Below are 20,950 nucleotides of genomic sequence, written 5' to 3'. Positions count from 1 at the left end.
ACAGTGGCCGCGCAGCCGACCGGTGTGGCTACGCCCCGGACGACTCAGGCAATATTGGAGGCAATGGACAGCATGACCGAACCTGATCCGCAGGCCACCGAACCTGGTCACGAGACGGGTCACGCGCCGGACGAGGCGGCGCCGGAGCCGACGTTCGACGGACCCGCCCCCGACCTGGAGGCGCTGTTGTTGGGCGCCGTCGAGGAGGCCCGCGCCGCGATCGTCGAGTTCAGCGGCGACGGGACCGTCGGCGAATACCTCGGCGCAGGATTCGAGGATCCGAGCTCGGCAACGCACCGCTTCCTGGCCGAGATGCCCGGTTACCGCGGCTGGCAGTGGGCTGTCGTCGTCGCCGCCTGTCCCGGGGCCGCCCATGCCACCATCAGCGAGGTCGTGCTGGTCCCCGGCCCCACCGCGCTGCTCGCCCCGAAATGGGTGCCCTGGGACGAACGGATCCGGCCCGGTGATCTGAGCCCGGGAGATCTGCTGGCCCCACCGGCCGAAGATCCCCGTCTGGTGCCCGGCTACACGGCCACCGGCGACCCGCAGATCGACGAGGTCGCGGTCGAGGTCGGCCTCGGACGCCGCCAGGTGCTGAGCCTGTGGGGCCGCAACGACACCGCCCAACGCTGGCACGACGGCGATTACGGTCCCGGATCGGCGATGGCCCGGGCCACCCGCCGGGTGTGCCGGGACTGCGGTTTCTATCTGCCGCTCGGTGGAGCACTCGGTGTGCTGTTCGGGGTGTGCGCCAACGAGTACGCCGCGGACGGGCACGTCGTCGACGCGGAGTACGGGTGCGGGGCGCATTCGGACACCCCCGCCGCACCCGGCAACGGCTCACCGCTGTTCGACCCGTACGACGACGGGGTTCTCGATCTGGTCGAGAAGGCGGACTAACTTTCGGCCGCGGACTTGATCCGCGTCAGCGACGCGTTCATCCCCTCGATGAGTTCCTGCTCGAAAGTGGTCGTGCCGCCCATGAACTTGTCGACCAGGAACGCCGACACCGCGGTGGTGCCGTTCTCGGCGTGCCGTGTCTCGGTGAGCCGGGTGCCGGCTTCGGTCGGTTCGAGCTCGTAACTCCACACGGTGTGGTTCTCGGCGACCTGGAACGCCAGCTTCTTCTCCGGGATGACCTCGGTGATGCGGCATGAGGTGGGCCAGAACAGGAATCCGCGCCGGTTGAAGTTGATCGTGCGGGCTCCCGGACGCAGCTGCCCGATCGGCTTCATGAGGCGGCACTGCGGGCTCCACTGCGGCATCTTCCTCAGGTCCGAGACCAGCTCCCAGACCTTCGATACCGGGGCGTTGATGTCGATCTCAGCCTGCAATACCGGCGCTGCCATGGCGTCTCCTTCAGGTCAAGCCGCTTTGTGCGCCGCGGTGTCCGCGGCGCACCGCGTGACGTTGCCACAGAAAGATCGTCGTGCCAAGCGCGCCGACGGCCAGGCCGGCGACGGTGACCGGGCGCCACTGATGCAGCGCGGCGACGGTGAACGCGAGCACCGTGGCGATCACCCAGCCGCAGGTGATCACCACGATGACGGGCCACGGGTTCAGCAGGCTCGCGGGCAGCGGAGGCGGCTGCGGGTCGGAGTCGGTATCCATCCCGTCCAACCTAACGACGGTGGCGCGGCAATGGGTAGTGTCAGCGCTGTGCACGTCGCCGGTCTCCTCGAAACAGCGTGATCGCCAACAACGTTGAGGTCGTCGACGTCACCGATCCGGCCGACCCCCGTCTCGACGACTTCCGTGACCTCAACAGCGTGGACCGCAGGCCGGATCTGCCCAGCGGCAAGGGCCTGGTGATCGCCGAGGGGGTGCTTGTCGTCCAGCGCATGCTGGCATCCCGCTTCGTGCCGCGGGCGCTGCTCGGCACCGATCGGAGGCTGACAGAACTCGGCACCGACCTCGCCGGACTCGACGCACCCTTCTACCGCGCGTCCGCGGAGGTGATGGCCGACGTGGTCGGGTTTCACCTCAACCGCGGTGTACTCGCGTCCGCGTCGCGCGCTCCCGAGCTCACGGTGCCGCACGTGCTCGACGGCGCACGCACCGTCGCGGTCCTCGAGGGCGTCAACGACCACGAGAACCTCGGCTCGGTGTTCCGTAACGCTGCGGGGCTCGGCGTCGACGGGGTGATCTTCGGCAGCGGCTGCGCCGATCCGCTGTACCGCCGCGCCGTGCGGGTGTCGATGGGCCACGCCCTGCTGGTGCCGTTCGCCAAGGCCGCGAACTGGCCCGGTGATCTGGAACTGTTGCGGGATCAGGGTTTTCGCCTTCTCGCGATGACCCCGGACCCGACGGTGCAGACGCTCGCCCAGGCGATGTCCGGTCTGGCGGAGCAGCGGGTCGCCATCCTGGTGGGTGCCGAAGGGCCCGGCCTCAAGGAGCACACAATGCGGGCCAGCGATGTGCGCGTGCGGATCCCGATGTCACGGGGTACGGACTCGCTCAACGTCGCCACCGCTGCGGCGCTGGCCTTCTACGAGCGGGATAGGCTCGGCCGGTGAGCGACGAGACGCCGTGGGCCACCGGGTTGACGGTCGCGGCGTTCGTCGCGGCGGTGATCGCCACCGCCGTCGTCGTTTTGAGCATCGGGCTGATGCGGGTGCACCCGTTGCTGGCTGCGGGCCTGAACCTGGTGGCGGTGGGCGGACTTGCTCCCACGGTGTGGGGGTGGCGAAAAGTTCCGGTGTGGCGCTGGTTCGTGCTGGGCGCCGGTGTCGGTGTCGCGGGCGCATGGGTCGCGCTGTTGGTGATCGCCGCCTCAGGCGTGTGAAAAGCGCTGCGCGCGTAAGCTTTAGCGCTGGCCGCCGCTGGAACGCACGCCCAGCAGCACGTCCTCCCACGCAGGCACCGCGGGCCGGCTCTTGCGCGGGCGGGGGGTCTTGACGGTCGGCGCGGGCTCGGGCGTCTCGACGGGCGCAGGCTCGGGCGCGGGGGTCGCAGCCTGCACCGGCGCGTGAGGGTCTTCGGGTTCTCCGAGAGCCAGTTGTGCCACCGCGGCCACCGGTCGCAGCGGTCGCGCGAAGTTCGGATCGATCAGCTCCGCGGCGGCGTCGTCGAACGCGGTGACGGTGCCGCCGTGCGCCCCGGGTGCGTAACGGAAGTGGGCCACGTTGTCGGACAGCCCCGCCTTCCATGCCAGCTGTACCGTCCACCGACTGTCTTCGTTGCGCCACGCGTCCCAGTTCGCGCCGTCGGGGTCCAACCCGCGCGCGATGAGAGCCGAGGTGACGGTCTCCAGCAGCGTCAGCACCGACGGTCCGTCGGCGAGCACCGGATGCGCCGCGCTGGCCAGTTCGGCGGCGCGGGCCCGCTCCAGCAGCACCGGATGGGCGAACCGTTCGACTCGCGCGATGTCGACACCCGCGGATGCGGCGACCTGTTCGACGGACGCGCCGGCCCTGATCTTCGACTGGATCTCTCTGGGACGCAGCAAGGTGGGGACCTCGACATCGATCGTGGTTTGATTCGAGCCGGCCCGGTCACCGCGCACGGCAGCCTTGAGCCGGTCGTCGGACCGAAGGACGAACTTCTCGCCGGAGTCGCCGGTTTCGCAGATGATCCGCCTGCCGTCGACGTCGAGTCCGACGACTCTGAGCTCCCTCATTGCGACCTCCTCCGGGCTGGCGCCGAGCCCGATACGAAAGGTCACCCTACTGCGTTATCAAGCCGTAACCGGGATGACACGCTGCGCGGGGCTACAACCGCTCGACGACCCAGTCGACGCAGGCCGTCAGCGCGCTGACGTCGTCCGGTTCGACCGCCGGGAACATCCCGACGCGCAACTGGTTGCGGCCCAGCTTGCGGTAGGGCTCGGTGTCGACGACACCGTTGGCGCGCAGAACCTTGGCCACGGCGGCTGCGTCCACGGAGTCGGAGAAATCCACCGTTCCGACGACCTGCGACCGTAGCGCTGGGTCGGCGACGAACGGCGTCGCGAACGAGGCGGCCTCGGCCCACGAGTACAGGCGTGACGACGACTCCGCGGTCCGCTTGGTCGCCCAGTCCAGACCGCCGTTGCCGAGCAACCAGTCGATCTGCTCGGCGAGCAGGATCAGCGTCGCGATCGCCGGAGTGTTGTAGGTCTGGTTCTTGAGGCTGTTCTCGATCGCGATCGGCAGCGACAGGAACTCCGGAACCCACCGGCCGGCGGCAGCGATCGCGTCCACCCGGGCCAGCGCCGCGGGGGACAGGATCGCGAGCCACAACCCGCCGTCGCCGGCGAAGTTCTTCTGCGGCGCGAAGTAGTAGGCGTCCGCCTCGGTGATGTCGACGGGCAGGCCGCCCGCGGCCGAGGTCGCGTCGATCACGATCAGCGCGTCACCTGAGCCGTCGGGGCGTACGACGGGCACCGCCACGCCCGTCGACGTCTCGTTGTGCGCCCACGCGATCACGTCGACCGACGGGTCCGACTGAGGCTTGGGCGCGCTGCCGGCATCGGCCTTGACGATGATCGGGTCCCCGACGAACGGGTTCTTGGCCACCGCCGAGGCGAACTTCGCGCTGAACTCGCCGTAGGTCAGGTGCAGCGATCGCTTGTCGACCAGCCCGAACGCGGCGGCGTCCCAGAACGCGGTCGATCCGCCGTTACCGAGGATCACCTCGTAGCCGTCGGGCAGGGCGAACAGTTGGCGCAGGCCGTCGCGGACCCGTCCCACGAGGTTCTTCACCGGCGCCTGCCGGTGCGAGGTGCCGAAGAGGTCACCGGAGGCGGCCAGGGCCTTCAGCTGTTCGGGCCGGACCTTGGACGGCCCGCAGCCGAATCGTCCGTCGGCGGGCTTGAGGTCGGCGGGGATCTCCAGGTTCTCGGCCATGGCCCCAAGCCTAGAACTGGTGGTCAGGCTTGCGGAAATTCGGGGACCGGCGGCCGGAATGCGCTGACCGGGCGGGTCCGCGCTGTGATCTGGACCACATGTGATGTGGATAACTCGGCTGACGCACACCCAGAGATAGGCCCTGTTCAATTCCTGGGACCGCGGGTACTGTCTCTGGACAACGGACGGACGAATGTAAACCTCACGGGAGGCTGCGAAATGGCTGTCAAGGAAGCTCGAACCCGCATCATCCGGCGTTGGCGCAGAAACATGGAAATCGGGGACGGCCCGGAAGACAGGGCGTATGTGGAGAAGCTCGCCACGCTCTCCGAGGGGTCGGTCCGACGCAACTTCAACCCCTACACCGACATCGACTGGGACTCGCCGGAGTTCGCCGTGACGCCGGATGACGAGCGGTGGATCCTGCCCGACACCGACCCGTTCGGCGGGCATCCCTGGTATCAGTCCCAGCCCAGGCAGAAGCAGATCGAGATCGGAATGTGGCGCCAGGCCAATGTCGCCAAGGTCGGTCTGCACTTCGAGTCGATCCTGATCCGCGGGCTGATGAACTACGCCTTCTGGGTGCCCAACGGGTCCCCGGAGTACCGGTACTGCCTCCACGAATCGGTCGAGGAGTGCAACCACACGATGATGTTCCAGGAGATGGTCAATCGCATCGGCGCCGACGTGCCGGGCATGCCTCGCCTGCTGAAATGGCTGTCGCAGTTCATCCCGCTCGTCGCCGGCCCGTTGCCGATTCCGTTCTTCTTCGGCGTGCTGGCCGGCGAGGAGCCGATCGATCACACGCAGAAGAACGTGCTGCGCGAAGGCAGGTCGTTGCATCCGATCATGGAGCGCGTGATGGCGATCCACGTCGCCGAGGAGGCCCGCCACATCTCCTTCGCCCACGAGTACCTGCGCAAGAGGGTGCCGAACCTGAACCGCCGGCAGCGCTTTCTGCTTTCGCTGAACGTGCCGATCATCATGCGGGTGCTGTGCCAGGCGATCATCGTTCCGCCGAAGTCCTTCTGGAAGGAGTTCGACATCCCGCGCTCGGTGAAGAAGGAGATCTTCTTCGGCACACCGGAGGCCCGCCAGTTCCTGCGCGACATGTTCGGCGACGTCCGGATGCTGTGCCACGACACCGGGCTGATGAACCCGTTCGCGAAGCTGATGTGGCGGATCTGCAAGATCGACGGACCGCCCAGCCGCTACCGCAGTGAGCCCGCGCGTCAGCACGTGGTGAGCGCCGCCTAGAGCCCGGAAGCCCCACCACATGCCTCACGTGATTACCCAGTCGTGCTGCAGCGACGGGTCCTGCGTCTACGCCTGCCCGGTCAACTGCATCCACCCCACCCCGGACGAGCCCGGCTTCGCCACCGCCGAGATGCTCTACATCGACCCGGTCGCATGCGTCGACTGCGGTGCGTGCGTGTCGGCCTGTCCGGTGGGTGCCATCGCCCCGGAGACCGGGCTGGCCCCCGACCAGCTGCCGTTTGTCGAACTCAACGCCGCGTTCTACCCCAAGCGCGACGGCAAGCTGCCCCCGACGTCGAAGCTGGCGCCGGTGCTGGAAGCCCCGGAGGTGCGCCGGAGGCCGGGCGGTCCGCTGACGGTCGCCATCGTCGGATCCGGGCCCGCGGCGATGTACGCCGCCGACGAACTGCTGACGCAACAGGGCGTGCGGGTCAACGTCTTCGAGAAACTGCCGACGCCCTATGGCCTGGTGCGCGCCGGCGTCGCGCCCGATCACCAGCACACCAAGCGGGTCACGAAGCTCTTCGAGAGTATTTCCGGGCTGCCCGGTTTCACCCTCTACCTCAACGTCGAGGTGGGCGCCGACCTCACCCACGATGAACTGCTCGCGCATCACCATGCGGTCCTCTACGCGGTGGGGGCGCCCGACGACCGCCGCCTGGACATCGACGGTATCGGCAGGCCCGGCACCGCGACGGCCACCGAGGTCGTCGCCTGGTACAACGGCCACCCCGAATTCGCCCATCTCCCTGTCGATCTCAGCGGGGACCGGGTCGTCATCATCGGCAACGGCAACGTGGCCCTCGATGTCGCGCGGATCCTGACCGCCGAACCGGATGTGTTGGCGCGCACGGACATCGCCGACCACGCGCTGGCTGTGCTGCGTGATTCGCGGGTGCGGGAGGTCGTCATCGCGGCCCGTCGTGGACCGGCCGCCTCCTCGTTCACGCTGCCCGAGCTGATCGGACTGACGTCGACGTGCGAGGTGGTGCTCGATCCCGCCGACCACGAACGGGTGCTCACCGACCTGGCCGCGGCCACCGATCCGCTGACCCGCAGCAAGCTCGAAATTATGTCGAAGCTCGGTGACGCGACCGCGCCCGTCACCCGGCCGCGCATCCGGCTGGCCTACCGACTCACCCCGCGCCGGGTGCTGGGGGAGGAGCGCGCCACCGGTGTGCAGTTCGACGTGACCGGAACCGGTGAGACCTGCGAGCTCACCGCCGGCCTGGTTTTGACGTCGATCGGCTACCGCGGCAAGCCGATCCGTGGTCTGCCCTTCGATGAGGCGGCCGCGGTGGTGCCGAACGCGGGCGGCAGGGTGGTCGACCCCGAGACGGGCGAACCGGTGCGGGGCAGCTATGTCGCCGGCTGGATCAAGCGCGGACCGACGGGCTTCATCGGTACCAACAAATCGTGTGCCGCGGAGACGGTGCACCACCTGGCCGCCGACTACAACGCGGGCCTGCTCGCCGATCCCTCGCACAAGGCTTCCGCGCTGGACCGGTTCGTCCGGGGCAGGCAGCCCGCCGTCATCGACGCCTGCGGCTGGCGGGCCATCGACGCTGCCGAGGTTGCGCGCGGTGCGGGCCTGCGGCCCCGTGACAAGTTCACCACGGTTGCCGAGATGGAGAACGTCGCGGCCGCTGCTGCGGCACCGCCGATGTCCAAGCGGCTGCTGGAGGCTCTCCGGAGATAGCGGTTCGCCAGGGGCAGCAGAACGTCGGGAGTTTGGTAAATCTGCCAACCGGCGCTGCGCTCGGGCGGTATGCAGAGGAGATGAAGTCTGCCCAGGTCGTAGGTCGTGTCGGCGCGCTGGCCGTCGCGTTGGGGGTCGGGGCGGCCGTGTTCACCGGGTCAGGTGTCGCGTGGGCAACCGAGGACGCCGCGGGCGAGACCACCGCGGAATCCGGGGCGACGACCTCCGAGCCGGCGGACGACGGGGACGCGGTTGAACCGGCCGACGACGGGGACACGGTCGAGCAGGTCGAGTCCGACGACGATGACGAAGCGGTCGGGCAGGTCGAGCCCGAGGAGGAAGCAGAGGCCGACGAGGACGAGGCGGTCGTCGAGCCCGACGAGGACGAAGTCGCCCCCGACGTGGAGGAGGCTGCCGACGCGGACGGGGCGCCCTCGGAGGACGGCGACGGTGGATTCCAGGTGCCGGCCGCGCCACGTGAGGACGACGCTCCGCCCACCGAACCCGATGAGGACACCGGGAGTGCGGCCGCGGTCGCAAGCTCCGAAACCGGAAGCTCCGAAGCCGACGGCGTCGAACCCGCGGTCGACACCGTCGCGGTGCAGCGCCTGACCGTCGAGCCGACCGCTGCCGTCTCGACGACCGTCGCCTCACCGCCCGAGGTTCCGTCGTGGCGGCCGTGGCCCACCGCGTTCGACCTGCGCAGCGCGGTGACCTACGTGGTGGATCTCGCCACGAGCTTCGTCGACGCGCTGCTGAGCCCCTTCGCCGCGGGTCCGCCCAGGCCGCCGGCCGATCCGTCGGGCTGGGCGCTGCTGGCCTGGGTGCGGCGGGAATTCTTCAACGGCACGCCGGCTCCGGTGGAGAATCCGCTGCCCCACACCCAGAGCCTCACCGCCGACGGCGGCGTCGTGATCACCGGCAACGTTGGCGTCGTGGATCCCGACGGCGACGCGCTGACCTACTCGGTGATCGGCCGCCCGCACAACGGTGGGACCGTCGCGGTCGACGCCGACGGGAACTTCGTCTATCGACCGATGAACGCGATGGCCGCGGTCGGCGGGACGGACACGTTCACCGTCGCCGTCAGCGACGAACATGACGGGCTACACGTCCACGGCCTGTTCGGCTGGCTGCAGTTCGTGCCGATTCTCGGCAACCTGCTCAACCCCGGCGGTGGCCACGGCCGCACCGTCACGATCACCGTCAGCGTCACACCGGTCGACGGCATCGACCTTTCGCTGCCCGATGATTTCCGTTGGGGTGTAGCGCATTCCGGTTTCCAGGCGGAAGGCGGACCCGGGTCGCCGGTGGACACCCGGTCCGATTGGTACCGCTGGGTGCACGACCCGATCAACCGGCTGCTCGGCCTGGTCAAGGGGGTGCCGGAGGACGGCACCGGGGCCTACGTCTCCTACGAGGGCGACGCCGCGCTGGCGCGTGACGAGCTCGGCATGAACACCTTCCGGATGGGTATCGAATGGAGCCGGATCTTCCCGGAGTCCACAGCGGCAGTGGATATCTCCGATGAAGGCGGGGCGCTGAGCCTGGCTGACCTCGAAGCGCTCGACGAGCTGGCCGACCAGGATGAGGTGGCCCACTACCGGGCAGTCTTCGCCGCGCTGCGCCGGCGCGGCCTCGACCCGTTCGTCACCGTCAACCACTTCACCCTGCCGGTGTGGGTGCACGACCCCATCGTCGCGCGTCCGCTGATCCAGTTGGGGCTGCCGGCCCCCGCGGCGGGCTGGCTGTCGTCGAACACCGCCGAGGAGTTCGAGAAGTACGCCGCCTACGTCGCATGGAAGTACGGCGATCAGGTGGACAACTGGGCGACCCTCAACGAGCCGTTCCCTCCGGTGCTCACGGAGTTCCTCGCGATCCCCTGGGTGGTCCCGAACTGGCCGCCCGGCGTCCTGCGGCCCGACCTGGCGTCGACGTTCGTGGTCAACCAGGCGATCGGCCACGTCGCCGCCTACGACGCGATCCATACCTGGGACACCACTGCGGCCGCCGCCGACGGACCCGCGGCGTTCGTCGGCTTCACCCACAACATGATCCCCGCGCGGCCCGCCAACCCGGTCAACCCGCTCGACGTGCAGGCCGCCGACGCGTGGAATCACTTCTACAACAAGTGGTTCCCCAACGCGGTGATCGACGGTTGGGTGGATGCGAACTTCGACGGCGTCAAGACCGCCGACGAGGTCCACCCCGAGATGGCCGGAAAGGTCGACTTCCTCGGGGTGCAGTACTACGGGTCGCAGCCCATGGTCGGCTTCGGTGTCGCGCCGCTGCCCGGCTTCCCGTTTCTGCGCGGGTTCCCGATCCGGTGCTCGGGCGAGGAGCCGACCTGCAGCGACTTCAACCAGCCCACCGATCCAGGCGGCTTCCGCGAGGTGCTCGAACTCGCGGGGTCGTACGGAAAACCGCTGTGGGTGACCGAGAACGGGATCGCCGATGCCGACGACTCGAAACGGCCCTCCTACATCGTCAACCACGTCGCGGTGGTGCAGGACCTGGTGGCCCATGGCGCCGATATCCGCGGCTACACCTACTGGTCGTTCGTCGACAACCTGGAATGGTCAGAAGGCTACGAGCTGCAGTTCGGACTGTACGGCTCCGACCCTGAAACCCCTGAGCTGGAACGCATTCCGAAGCCGGCGAGCATCGCCGCGCTGAGCGGGATCACCACCGCCAACGGCCTGCCGGTGTCGCTGCTGCAGACCTACATCCCGAGCTAGTCGACGGCGACGTCCAAACCACAAGACGCCGCGACGAGAATATGGCCGACGAGATCTTGGCGTTCACGGTGCCGCGGGTGTCCAGGCGGCCCCGCTGCCGAAGTCGAACGAAGTCGAATTCGACGGGTCCAGTTTTCCGTCGACGAGGAAGCCGTTCTGGACCTTGCGGCCCAGGAACTGTGCGTATCCCAGGTTGTGCTTGTTGATGAACCGGGTGTTACCCGGGTCGTTGATCCGCTGCTGGTACACGAAGTTCGGCTGGACGTCGGCCAGGTCGCGTTCCCGCCACACCGTCACCCCCATCACCGTGATCGGGGTGTAGAGCCTGCCGTTCTTGAATCGCGCGGGCTCGGGCGACATCGGGTTGCCGGCGAACATGTAGCCGCTCTCACCCTGATTGTTGGCCATTCCCGACATCATCTTGGTCTTGCCCCACCCGCCGACCGAGTTGCGGGTGCCGCTGGAGTTGAGCTGAACGAACCGCGAGGTGTACAGGTGAGCGTTGGTGGCTGTGGAGCCCGATACCCCAGGTAGCGTCATACCCGGAACTCTGGCGGCCGCACCGCGGACGAACGCGGCGTCGAAAACCGCGAACGATGCGGTCGAGGTGAACGCGTAGTGCACGTCCCCCGAGAGCACCACCACGTCGTGATCACGGCACAGTGTCAGGAACAGAAACAGATGCGCGCGGTTGGCGGCCCAGCCTTCCAGGTCGAAATACGATGTCGGGACGAGCTTTCCGGACGCCGCCATCTGTGCCGAGTCGATCGTCTCGAATCCGAACACCGGTGCCGCGGTGACCAGGACGAGTGGAACGCTGCGCTGTTGCACGTCGACGATCTTGTTGAGGCGGTCGCGGGTGGGCAGCCACGCGGCAGCAGACTTGAGGAACGCGGGCTCGCCACCGTCGGCGCGCTTGAAGTCGTCTTTGTAACCGCGGTTGGTTCGGGTGTCGAGAAAGTAGAGCACCGGAATGGTCGGGGTCTGGAATTCCCACTCGTTGAGCGTCGACTTCGTACCGACCACGGTCTCGAGCTCGGCCGGGTCGGTCAGCCGCTTAGCCAAAGCGTCACGCATGTGCGGGGTTTCGCGTGCGCTGACCTTGGGGTCGTTACCCCAGGCCTGGAAGATCCAATACGCCGCCAGCGCGTTGGTGATGATCCTGGTACCGACCGCGGAGCTCTTGACCTGGGCGGCCCAGTTGATCGAGAAGTTCCAGTCGTCGGTGACGTCGTGGTCGTCGAACATCATGTAGGTGGGGGTGTTGGCCATCAGCCGCCGGACCGCCGGCAGGCCGTCACGGTAGGACACCACCTCCTTGGCCACCGACACGGTCGGCCAGTTGCGCCTGTTCCAGGCCAGCCCGTAGTGGGCGACATACTCGGCGAACGTGACGAGGTGATTGGCCGCTTCGCCACTGGTAAACCCGGCCTTATCCGTGGTCCACTTCAAGCGCTGGCCCCTCCCCGGGACCGTCGCGCCGTTGGGCATCTTCTCCGGAGTGGAGCCTTCCAGCTTCGTGGCGACCGTGTTGATCGCATCGAAAGTGGCGTCGTGGACATCGTCGGCGTAGATCTGATCACCCGCCAGGCACAGGATCGTGGGCCGAGCCGCCAACGTCGTGACGTTGTTGAGCACCAGTGAGTCGCCGTAGGCCAGGGCGTCGTTGTCGCCGCCGTCGATGTCGTGCGGTTTGCGGCACGACCCGTAGAGCACGTTCAGCTTCGCCCCCGCCGCCTGTAGGTACAGCGTGGGAAGCTCGAAGCCCGGGTAGGCCAGGCCGTCCTCGGCGACCACCGATTTGAACCACGAATGATCGGCCTCGCCGTCCTTGCCGACGGTGCCCAGCGAGTACTCCAGCAGGGTGCCCGTCGGGAAATGGCCCTCGGCCGGTGCGATCTGGACCAGGTAGGCGAACAGCCCGTCGAACAGCTTGATCCGGTCGACCGTCGTGGTTTGGCCGATCCACTCTGCGGTGCCGGCCTTGCGCACCAGTCCGTCGAGTTCGACAGGCTTGGTCGTCGCCAACCAGACCGCGATACGTGGAGGCGAACTGCGCCGCACGATCGGGCCCGCGAAGATATCCGAGGCGGCAAGCATCGGCGGTCAGACCTGCCGACCAGTCTTGGGATCGTATGTCACCGGCACCGGAACCACCTGGTCGGTGGGCAGCACCTCGACCCACTGGTCGAACACCTCGAAGTTCTCGTCGGCGGTCGGTGTCACCCGGAAGCCACCGTCGAGCGGATAGAAGCCGTGCTCGAAGACCTTGTCGACCGGGGTGGCCGCGACCTTGTTGGCGTCGTCGGTCACCTCCTTGGGGAACTTGTCGACCTTCTGCGACTCGGCGTGTTTCGCAGCCACCTTGTCGCACAGGTAGTGGATCGCTTCGCGGATCGTGGGTCGGTCACCGGCAGAGGGGATCTCGGCCAGCTCGGCGGCCGGGCCGGAGTAGAAGCTGTCGAGCCCCTCGGTGCCTTCGACGTGCACCTGCTCGAGCCAGTTCATCGCGGCGCGTTCCTTGCCCGGGCGTACCGGGATCACCGCTTTCACCCACGGCGCGTTGAGGAATGCGTTGCGCATGTTGTCGCCGTCGAGCTGCAGCAGCCAGCCCAGCGACGCACCCAGCGGGGCGGGCTCGCTGTCCTCGGTGACGTAGTAGTTGTCGGCCCGGTTCTCGCCCGTGCCGCCCCATGACACCGTGCTGCTCGCCGGAATCGTGGTGTCTTCCTTGCGAAAGGCGAGGAGCTTCTTGATGGCGTTGCCGGTGAGCACGCCGGCGGACTTGGCCGTCGAAACCTCGGTGAATACGGAGGCCTGGGTGGCGAAGCCGGCCGAGACGGAGCCACCGCCCGCCGCGCCACCCTCCGCACTGGCGGGAGCCTTGCCGAGCGCTTGGTGGCTGGCGTGCATGCGGGGACGCCACCACTCCGGAGAGACGAAGTACAGCATCTTGTCGATGTCGAAGATCGAGTTGAGGAGTTCGGAGACAACGTGCCGGGTGCGATCGTCGGGCATCGGGATGCCGCGGGTCAGCATGTCCTGGATGAGCGCGCGGTACACCACGATTCGCTCCTCCTCGCGAAGCTCCTCGAAGGGACGGCTGCGGACTTCCCCGGCCTTGTTGATGCGGTCGCGGGCCGCCTCCAGGTACGCCTTTTCGAACTCCCGCCGCGTGGCCTCGTTGAACGCCGCGACGTTGTCCTTGTTCTTGCCGTCGATCTCGGCGCGCAGCGCTTCCGAAGGTGTCCAATTGATCTGGGCGATGACCCGCACGTTCGGGCTGTTGTGGAAGTTGATGTGCTTGAGCCGGATCTTGAACTTGACCTCACCAGGGGTGTCGGCGTCCACGTCGTAGACCTCGATACGCACGTCCTGACCGCCGTAGTCGAACTCGATGCTCGAGTATTCGTAGCCGGCCAGTTCGCAGAACCCGCGGAAGCCGCCGAATTCGTACTGGATCTTCTCTGGGGTGCCTTCGTTGTCGTCGGTGTTGACCTCGACGCCGTACCGGTAGGCCTCGTCCATGTCCTCGTCGGGTTCGGTGTCCTCGGTCTTGGGCACAAACGGGATGTCCACGTTCACCGATGTCGAGTGGCGGCCGGGCTGCGGAATCGACTCTGGTGGCGGAATCGCGCCCAGGTCAGGGTCTTTGGCGATGTGCACCATCTTGGCGATGCCCAGGTTCCTGCCGGGGTCGTCGACGAACGTCTGCCAGCACAGGTAGGTGCCGATGTCTTGAACCTGCACACCGACCTGGCGCATCTTGCGCCGCAGCTCGTAGTTGATCAGGTCGTCGGTGGTGTTGTTCAGCACGTAGCGCTTGCTCGACGTGTCCGTGGTCTCGGTCACGGTGCGGAAGGTCGACTTGAAGTTGCGGCGGATCTCGGTGGATAGCTTCTCCGTCTGCTGGCGCATCCTGCGGTGGGTCTGCTCTCGGGCCTTCGACTGAGTGCTGTCGATGTTCAGGCTGGCCGACGCGGTGGCACTGCCGGTGATCCAGCCCTGGTTCACCGTGGAATTCATCCCGAACTTGGTGTCGTTGCGGTTCTCCTCCTTGATGGCGTCGGAGATCTCGTCTTCCTCGGTGGTGCTCTTCTCGGTCTTCACCACGGATTCGGTGGCCTGCTCGATGGTGCGTTCGACGAGGGTGCGCCGGGTGGACACCTCGACGAGTTCGACCATCGAACCCGGGCTGAGCCAGACATGGCCGACAGGCGGTCCGAGAAAGGTGTCGAACTCGAAGAAATACTGGCGGAACAGATGCACGATCCCGATCGGGGACAGGTTCGCCCGCTCGATGTCGTGTTTGGGATCGATGTACTCCAGCGGGTCGCGGTACTTCAGCACGCTGAGCAGCTTCTGGAGGTTGCGATCGGGTTTGTAGAAAAGGTCTTTGAGGACGTCGAACTGCGAGGTTAGCTTCAGATGGGTGAGCAGCCCGGCGAACGCGGACTCCCGGGCGAGCTGTGTGGCGGCGCGTGTGACGGCGTCGGACCCTTCGCGCGAGACCGGTTGGGCCCGTTGCCAGTTCTGCACCTCCTGGGTCACCTCGGCGCGCAGGATCTCGTTCAGGCGGCCGGTGTCGAGGCGGTCCCAGACCGAGTCGTCGTACTCCTCGAGCGGCGGGAGTTCCGCCGCGATTCGGTCGCCGAGAAAGGTTCCGGTGCCACGGATCCGCGAGGTGTCGATACTCCCGACCTCCAGCGATCGGATGGTCGCACCGCGTCCTGCTTCGCCGATCGCCACGTCGAGCGCGGGCGTGACCTTCTTGAGCAGGCCCGTCACCATCTTGGCGCGATCGATGTCGAAACCCCGCTTGATTCTCGTGAGCTGACGCTTCGACGACCATCCGATCAACGGCTGGTAGACGCCAAAGATTTCACTGGCATAGGGCAATACCGACTCGTACGGCGTCAGATCCTGCACTCGCTTCATGTCCCTGTTCCCCTCGTGTCATCGGCGACTGTCGACCTCTGACAGCGTGGGTGGCAGGGCATCGCGGGTCACGCGTAGTGGACTACGTGCATTCCCGGGCGTGCGCTTTGAGACAAACGGGTATGGGCGCCCGAAAGTCCTTGCAGCCGTGACAGCGTCGGGTGCGCGGTCCGAGATCTGACCGTGACGTGGTCAGGCCGCGGCGCGGTCGCCCGAGCTAACTGCCGCTCGCCATCTGGTCCAGCACCTCGTTCATGTCGACCTCGCGGACAGTTTCGGCCAACGACCACAGATGGCCGAAGGGATCCCGCAGCACCCCGTAGCGGTCACCCCAGAACTGGTCCTCGAGCGGATTGACCACGGTGGCACCGGCATCGACCGCCCGCTGGAACCGTCCCTCGACGTCCGGCCCGTGCAGGTGGATCGTCACCGAGGAGCCGCCCAGCGCGGTGGGTGTGCTCGACTTTCCGTCGTTGAACTCGGGGAAGTCGTCGTTGAGGAACACCATGGCGCCGTTGATCTGCATGCAGGCGTGGATCAACTTCCCGCCCGGGCCGGGCATCCGCACCATCTCCTCGGCGCCGAAGGCATTGGCGTAGAAGTCGAGCGCGGCCGCGGCGTCGTCGACGACGAGATGCGGAACCAGCTTGGGTTGATTGGCTTCTTCTTTCACGGCCATGGTTTCTCCTCACGGTAGGTGGACTGCCGGTACAGACCCACCCTCGATCAGAAACTCATCGCGCCCCGGCCCCAGGGCGGTCAGACCACGGAAAAACCGGGAGGCAGCCCGCCGCGTCCCGTGAGCGCCCGCAATACCGTCGGTCCGTGCCCGAGTGCGACACCGATGCGGGCCGCCAGCGCCGTCGCCTCGGTGAGCACCTCGACGGGCGGCTCGAAGTCGACCCCGACGGCGCGTCCGATGTCCAGGCCGTGCACCGCGAGTTCGAAGGTCCGGGTCGGCAGATAGCTGCTCAGCCGGATGCCCAGGCCGCCGATCACCTCGATCAGCGGGTCTTCGACGGCGGCCAGCTCGGTCTGCACACGCAACGCCAGCGCCTCGATCGCGGCCACGGGGTCGTCGCCAAGATCGCGGCCCGCCTGCCGGCCCCGTTCGACGATCGCGGCCGCGCCCAGGCCCGCGGAGTACTCGTGCATCCTGACGTAGTAGTCGACCGCGTCGGCGACGTCTTCCCGCTGGGCCGGCGCCTTCAGGTACGTGCTCACCGTCGTCAGCGACCGCGACGTATGACCGATCAGGTCGCGCACGGTCCACTCGCCCAGGCCGGGGTCGTCCCACCGGTCGTCCGGGACCTGCCGAACCAGCGCGGTGAAGAAGTCGGTGGCCGCGGCGTACACCGCGCGGGTCCCGGCCATCAGTGGGAGAGCAGGTCCCAGCCCTCGACCGCCTCCGGGCTGCGCGGCTCGGGGCCGACGTAGATCGCCGACGGCCGGACCAGCTTGCCGAGCCGCTTCTGCTCAAGGATGTGGGCGCACCAGCCCGCGGTGCGGCCGCAGGTGAACATCGCGGGCATCATCTTCGGCGGGACCTGGGCGAAGTCCAGGATCACCGCCGCCCAGAACTCGACGTTGGTCTCGATGGCCCGGTCCGGTCTGCGCTCGCGCAACTCGGTCAGCGCGGCCTGTTCCAGCGCCGCCGCCACTTCGTAGCGCGGCGCCTGGAGGCGCTCGGCGGTGGCGCGCAGCACCCGCGCCCGCGGATCCTCGGCCCGGTACACCCGGTGCCCGAAGCCCATCAGCTTCTCGTTGCGGTCCAGGATGCCCTTGACGACGGACCGGGCGTCGCCGGTGCGCTCGGCCTCCTCGATCATCGGGATCACGCGCGCGGGGGCGCCGCCGTGCAGCGGGCCGCTCATCGCGCCGATCGCGCCCGACAGCGCGGCGGCCACGTCCGCACCCGTGGACGCGATGACCCGTGCGGTGAAGGTGGAGGCGTTCATGCCGTGTTCGGCGGCGCTCACCCAGTACGCGTCGATGGCCTCGATGTGGCGCGGGTCGGGCTCGCCCTGCCAGCGCGTCATGAAACGTGCGGTGACCGTGTCGCATTCGTCGACGGTCCGCTGTGGCACGGCCGGCTGGTAGATGCCGCGCGCGGACTGGGCGACGTAAGACAGGGCCATCACCGAGGCCCGTGCGAGCTGGTCGCGCGCGGTCTCGTCCTCGATGTCGAGGATCGGCGGGTAACCCCAGATCGGTGCCAGCATGGCCAGGCCGGCCTGCACGTCGACGCGGACGTCGCCGCTGTGGATCGGCAGCGGGAACGGCTCGGCGGGCGGCAGTCCCCGGCCGAAGCGCCCGTCGACCAGGAGCCCCCACACGTCGCCGAAGGTGACCCGGTGGCTCACCAGATCCTGGATGTCGACGCCGCGGTAGCGCAGCGCCCCACCATCCTTGTCGGGTTCGGCGATCTCGGTCTCGAACGCCACCACCCCGGCCAGTCCAGGGACGAAATCCTTCGACGCCGCAGTCATGGGCAGATTGTCGCACCCACGTCGGCGGGGCCGACCATCCGGCACCGGTCGGCGTAGCGTTTGGCGCGTGGGCACTTCTGATTACCTGGCGCGGATGCGCGTCGAATACGGGTCGGTGGAGAAGGACGGCAGCAGCGACCTGGACGTCGACTGGCTCGGCCCGGACCCGGCCACAGGATGGGTCACGCTTCTTCACCAATGGATGGCCGAAGCGGAGCAGGCGGGCGCCGCGGAGCCGAACGCGATGGTGGTCGCCACCGTCGACGACCGGGGCAGGCCGGTCACCCGCACCGTGCTGTGCAAGAGCGTCGACGCGTCCGGCGTCTCCTTCTACACGAACTACGACTCGGAGAAAGGTCGGCAGCTGGCCGCCGCGCCCTACGCGTCGGCGACGTTCCCGTGGTATCTGGTCGGCCGCCAGGTCCATGTCCACGGCGCCGTCACGAAGGTGTCGGCGGAGGAGACAGCCGACTATTGGAGCAAGCGCCCGCGCGGCTCCCAGCTGGGGGCGTGGGCGTCCCAGCAGAGCCTGCCCATCGCGTCACGGGCCGCGCTGATGCAGCAACTGACCGAGGTCACCGAGCGGTTCGCCGACGTCGAGGAGATTCCGGTGCCGCCGCACTGGGGTGGCTATCTGATCGCCGCCGAGGTGGTCGAATTCTGGCAGGGGCGGGAAAACCGCGTGCACAACAGGATCCGGGTGTGCGGCGGGCAGGTCGAACGTCTGCAGCCCTGACCGGACGAGGTTGCTGGGCGCGCCGGCGCGGCCCGTCGCAGTGGCCGACGACGCGACCGGCCCGGACCGATGATCTCTGTCGACAATCGTCCTAACGTGCCGTTTCCGCCCGCGGCGCGTGGCCTGACGGGATAGCATCCGGGACGTGGCTGAATCGTGGGGGGAGCCGGCTCTCGGTTTGCGCGAGCGTAAGAAGCGCCGCACCCGTGCCACGCTGATCGACGCCGCGGTGGGCCTGTGCGACCGTCAGGGCTACGACGCCACCACCGTCGACCAGATCGCCCACGTCGCGGAGGTGTCGCCCAGGACGTTCAGCCGCTATTTCGCCACCAAGGACGCCATCGCCCTCGCACTCATCGACGAGGTGCTCGTCCACACGGCCGTCGAACTGGTTCGCCAGCCCCGGTATCTGCCCCACATGGAAGCGCTGCGGCGCGCCTACGTGGCGATGGCCGAGGCCTCCAAGCTGGCGCCCCCGGGCGCGCTGTCGGCGCAGCGCCTGCTGCAGATCCTGCGGATCATCGTGTCGTCGCCCACGTTGCGGCAGGCTGCCGTCGGCTACCGGGCCGGGCCCGTCGACGCGGTGGTCGCCGAGCGGATGGGTGCCACGGTCGACGACCGGCGGGTCAAGCTCGTCGCGGCGGTGTGGGGTGTGGTGCTGATGACGGCGTTGCAGGACGTGTGCCGCAGCGCCGTCGACTTCGGCGTCGACGACGTCATCGCGGCGGTCGAGGCAACCTATGCGGAGTTCGCGGGGGAAATCGCCGGTGTCGTGCAGCCCGTGTGACGGGTGTACCCGCCCCCCGCGGGCGTCACTGCTGGAATGCGACTACCTTCTGTAGGCAGACTCCGCGACTTGCGCGATTGACCCGACAGACATGAAGGGATCCCAGTGGCCGATAACGCCGACGCCGGGCAGGAGCACGCCACCCTGGTCTACCCAGGCGGCGAGCTCGAACTCGACATCGTCAAAGCATCCGAGGGCGCAGACGGTATAGCGCTGGGTTCGCTGTTGGCCAAGAGCGGCTACACGACGTTCGACGGCGGTTTCGTCAACACCGCGTCGACCAAGAGCGCGATCACCTACATCGACGGTGACGCCGGCATCCTGCGCTACCGCGGATACCCGATCGAGCAGCTCGCCGAGAAGTCGAACTTCATCGAGGTCAGCTACCTGCTCATCTACGGGGAGCTGCCGACCGCCGACCAGCTCGAGGACTTCACCACCAAGATCCAGCGGCACACCCTGCTGCACGAGGATCTGAAGCGGTTCTTCGACGGCTTCCCGCGCAACGCGCACCCGATGCCGGTGCTGTCCAGCGCGGTCAACGCATTGAGCGCCTACTACCAGGATTCCCTGGACCCGTTCGATCCCAAGCAGGTCGAGCTGTCCACCATCCGCCTGCTGGCCAAGCTGCCGACGATCGCGGCGTACGCCTACAAGAAGTCCGAGGGGCAGCCGTTCCTGTACCCGGACAACTCGCTGACGCTGGTGGAGAACTTCCTGCGGATGACGTTCGGCTTCCCGGCCGAGCCCTACGAGGTCGACCCCGAGATCGTGCGGGCGCTCGACATGCTGTTCATCCTGCACGCCGATCACGAGCAGAACTGCTCGACATCAACAGTCCGGTTGGTCGGGTCCTCCCAGGCCAACCTGTTCACGTCGATCTCCGGCGGGATCAACGCGCTGTGGGGCCCGCTGCACGGCGGCGCCAACCAGGCGGTGCTGGAGATGCTGTCGAAGATCCGCGCCGAGGGCGGCGACGTCAAGGAGTTCGTCCGCAAGGTCAAGAACCGCGAGGACGGCGTGAAGCTGATGGGCTTCGGTCACCGCGTCTACAAGAACTACGACCCGCGCGCCCGCATCGTCAAGGAGCAGGCCGACAAGATTCTGGGCAAGATCGGCGTGCAGGACGACCTGCTCGACATCGCCAAGTCGCTCGAGGAGATCGCGCTTACCGACGACTTCTTCGTCGAGCGCAAGCTCTACCCCAACGTCGACTACTACACCGGCGTGATCTACCGGGCGATGGGCTTCCCGACCCGGATGTTCACGGTGCTGTTCGCGCTGGGCCGGCTGCCGGGCTGGATCGCGCACTGGCGCGAGATGCACGGCGAGCCGAACAAGATCGGCCGGCCGCGCCAGATCTACACCGGCTACACCGAACGCGACTACGCCGGCTTCGACTCCAGGTAGAGACATTCCCGCGAGCATTCCCGCGAACATTCCCGCGAGCGTGCGTGTCTGAGGCCGACACGCCTCAAAC

18 protein-coding genes are annotated in these 20,950 nt (G+C 67.7%); 9 read left to right on the top strand and 9 right to left on the bottom strand.

The window, feature by feature from the left end; genetic code table 11:
* The first annotated feature begins 72 nt into the window (after window positions 1–72).
* Complete coding sequence (locus tag BN976_RS13770; RefSeq protein ID WP_011782183.1) at window positions 73–900, top strand: DUF3027 domain-containing protein; 828 nt, start codon at window positions 73–75, stop codon at window positions 898–900.
* On the opposite strand, the gene BN976_RS13765 is transcribed toward BN976_RS13770, so the two are convergent.
* Together BN976_RS13765 and BN976_RS13760 are read right to left on the bottom strand one after the other, a co-directional pair.
* Window positions 897–1,349 carry an SRPBCC family protein gene (locus tag BN976_RS13765; protein ID WP_011782182.1) on the bottom strand — a complete coding sequence of 151 codons (453 nt, stop codon included), beginning with the start codon at window positions 1,347–1,349 and terminating at the stop codon, window positions 897–899. The genes BN976_RS13770 and BN976_RS13765 overlap by 4 nt on opposite strands.
* A gap of 10 nt (window positions 1,350–1,359) precedes the next feature.
* Window positions 1,360–1,611, bottom strand: a complete 252-nt coding sequence (locus BN976_RS13760) for a DUF2530 domain-containing protein (protein ID WP_011782181.1) — start codon at window positions 1,609–1,611, stop codon at window positions 1,360–1,362.
* Between the two features lie 77 nt (window positions 1,612–1,688).
* Between BN976_RS13760 and BN976_RS13755 the strand changes: the two genes are divergently transcribed.
* Both BN976_RS13755 and BN976_RS13750 read left to right on the top strand, forming a co-directional pair.
* Complete coding sequence (locus tag BN976_RS13755) at window positions 1,689–2,516, top strand: TrmH family RNA methyltransferase (protein ID WP_011782180.1); 828 nt, start codon at window positions 1,689–1,691, stop codon at window positions 2,514–2,516.
* Window positions 2,513–2,785, top strand: coding sequence for a DUF2537 domain-containing protein (locus BN976_RS13750; protein ID WP_011782179.1), 273 nt, complete (start codon window positions 2,513–2,515; stop codon window positions 2,783–2,785). Before BN976_RS13755 ends, BN976_RS13750 begins: the two co-directional genes overlap by 4 nt.
* A gap of 21 nt (window positions 2,786–2,806) precedes the next feature.
* On the opposite strand, the gene sepH is transcribed toward BN976_RS13750, so the two are convergent.
* Both sepH and serC read right to left on the bottom strand, forming a co-directional pair.
* Window positions 2,807–3,619, bottom strand: coding sequence for a septation protein SepH (gene sepH / locus BN976_RS13745; protein WP_011782178.1), 813 nt, complete (start codon window positions 3,617–3,619; stop codon window positions 2,807–2,809).
* A 91-nt stretch (window positions 3,620–3,710) separates the two neighbouring features.
* Window positions 3,711–4,826: a phosphoserine transaminase gene (gene serC, locus BN976_RS13740; RefSeq protein ID WP_011782177.1), complete on the bottom strand. Its 1,116-nt coding sequence runs from the start codon at window positions 4,824–4,826 to the stop codon at window positions 3,711–3,713.
* Between the two features lie 219 nt (window positions 4,827–5,045).
* Between serC and BN976_RS13735 the strand changes: the two genes are divergently transcribed.
* From BN976_RS13735 to BN976_RS32090, 3 genes are all read left to right on the top strand, one after another.
* Window positions 5,046–6,083 carry an AurF N-oxygenase family protein gene (locus BN976_RS13735; RefSeq protein ID WP_011782176.1) on the top strand — a complete coding sequence of 346 codons (1,038 nt, stop codon included), beginning with the start codon at window positions 5,046–5,048 and terminating at the stop codon, window positions 6,081–6,083.
* A gap of 19 nt (window positions 6,084–6,102) precedes the next feature.
* A complete protein-coding gene (locus BN976_RS13730) occupies window positions 6,103–7,782 on the top strand; it encodes an FAD-dependent oxidoreductase (protein ID WP_011782175.1) in 1,680 nt (559 codons plus the stop codon).
* Window positions 7,783–7,862: 80 nt separating this feature from the next.
* On the top strand, window positions 7,863–10,520 hold the full coding sequence (locus BN976_RS32090) for a family 1 glycosylhydrolase (protein ID WP_051558421.1): 2,658 nt from the start codon (window positions 7,863–7,865) through the stop codon (window positions 10,518–10,520).
* A 63-nt stretch (window positions 10,521–10,583) separates the two neighbouring features.
* Here the strand turns inward: BN976_RS32090 and BN976_RS13720 are convergent, their stop codons facing one another.
* The 5 genes from BN976_RS13720 to BN976_RS13700 form a co-directional block, all read right to left on the bottom strand.
* Complete coding sequence (locus BN976_RS13720; RefSeq protein ID WP_145977950.1) at window positions 10,584–12,548, bottom strand: metallophosphoesterase family protein; 1,965 nt, start codon at window positions 12,546–12,548, stop codon at window positions 10,584–10,586.
* A 78-nt stretch (window positions 12,549–12,626) separates the two neighbouring features.
* The gene (locus BN976_RS13715) at window positions 12,627–15,458 is read right to left on the bottom strand and encodes a hypothetical protein (RefSeq protein ID WP_036371279.1); all 2,832 of its coding nucleotides are present in this window, start codon (window positions 15,456–15,458) and stop codon (window positions 12,627–12,629) included.
* Between the two features lie 217 nt (window positions 15,459–15,675).
* Window positions 15,676–16,137, bottom strand: a complete 462-nt coding sequence (locus BN976_RS13710) for a VOC family protein (protein WP_036371278.1) — start codon at window positions 16,135–16,137, stop codon at window positions 15,676–15,678.
* 80 nt (window positions 16,138–16,217) lie between these two features.
* Window positions 16,218–16,832: a maleylpyruvate isomerase family mycothiol-dependent enzyme gene (locus BN976_RS13705; RefSeq protein WP_036371277.1), complete on the bottom strand. Its 615-nt coding sequence runs from the start codon at window positions 16,830–16,832 to the stop codon at window positions 16,218–16,220.
* Window positions 16,832–17,947: a citrate synthase 2 gene (locus tag BN976_RS13700; protein ID WP_036371276.1), complete on the bottom strand. Its 1,116-nt coding sequence runs from the start codon at window positions 17,945–17,947 to the stop codon at window positions 16,832–16,834. Before BN976_RS13700 ends, BN976_RS13705 begins: the two co-directional genes overlap by 1 nt.
* Before the next feature lie 94 nt (window positions 17,948–18,041).
* Between BN976_RS13700 and pdxH the strand changes: the two genes are divergently transcribed.
* The 3 genes from pdxH to BN976_RS13685 all read left to right on the top strand — a co-directional run bounded on the left by pdxH (window position 18,042) and on the right by BN976_RS13685 (window position 20,880).
* The gene (gene pdxH / locus BN976_RS13695) at window positions 18,042–18,683 is read left to right on the top strand and encodes a pyridoxamine 5'-phosphate oxidase (RefSeq protein ID WP_049778152.1); all 642 of its coding nucleotides are present in this window, start codon (window positions 18,042–18,044) and stop codon (window positions 18,681–18,683) included.
* A 145-nt stretch (window positions 18,684–18,828) separates the two neighbouring features.
* A complete protein-coding gene (locus tag BN976_RS13690) occupies window positions 18,829–19,470 on the top strand; it encodes a TetR family transcriptional regulator (protein WP_036371274.1) in 642 nt (213 codons plus the stop codon).
* A 105-nt stretch (window positions 19,471–19,575) separates the two neighbouring features.
* A complete protein-coding gene (locus tag BN976_RS13685; RefSeq protein ID WP_011782166.1) occupies window positions 19,576–20,880 on the top strand; it encodes a citrate synthase in 1,305 nt (434 codons plus the stop codon).
* Window positions 20,881–20,950: the final 70 nt, after the last annotated feature.

Origin of the sequence: Mycolicibacterium austroafricanum (genome assembly GCF_000612725.1) — a bacterium.
GTDB classification, from domain to species: Bacteria; Actinomycetota; Actinomycetes; order Mycobacteriales; family Mycobacteriaceae; genus Mycobacterium; species Mycobacterium austroafricanum.
This window is presented reverse-complemented; position numbering and strand designations above follow the sequence as displayed.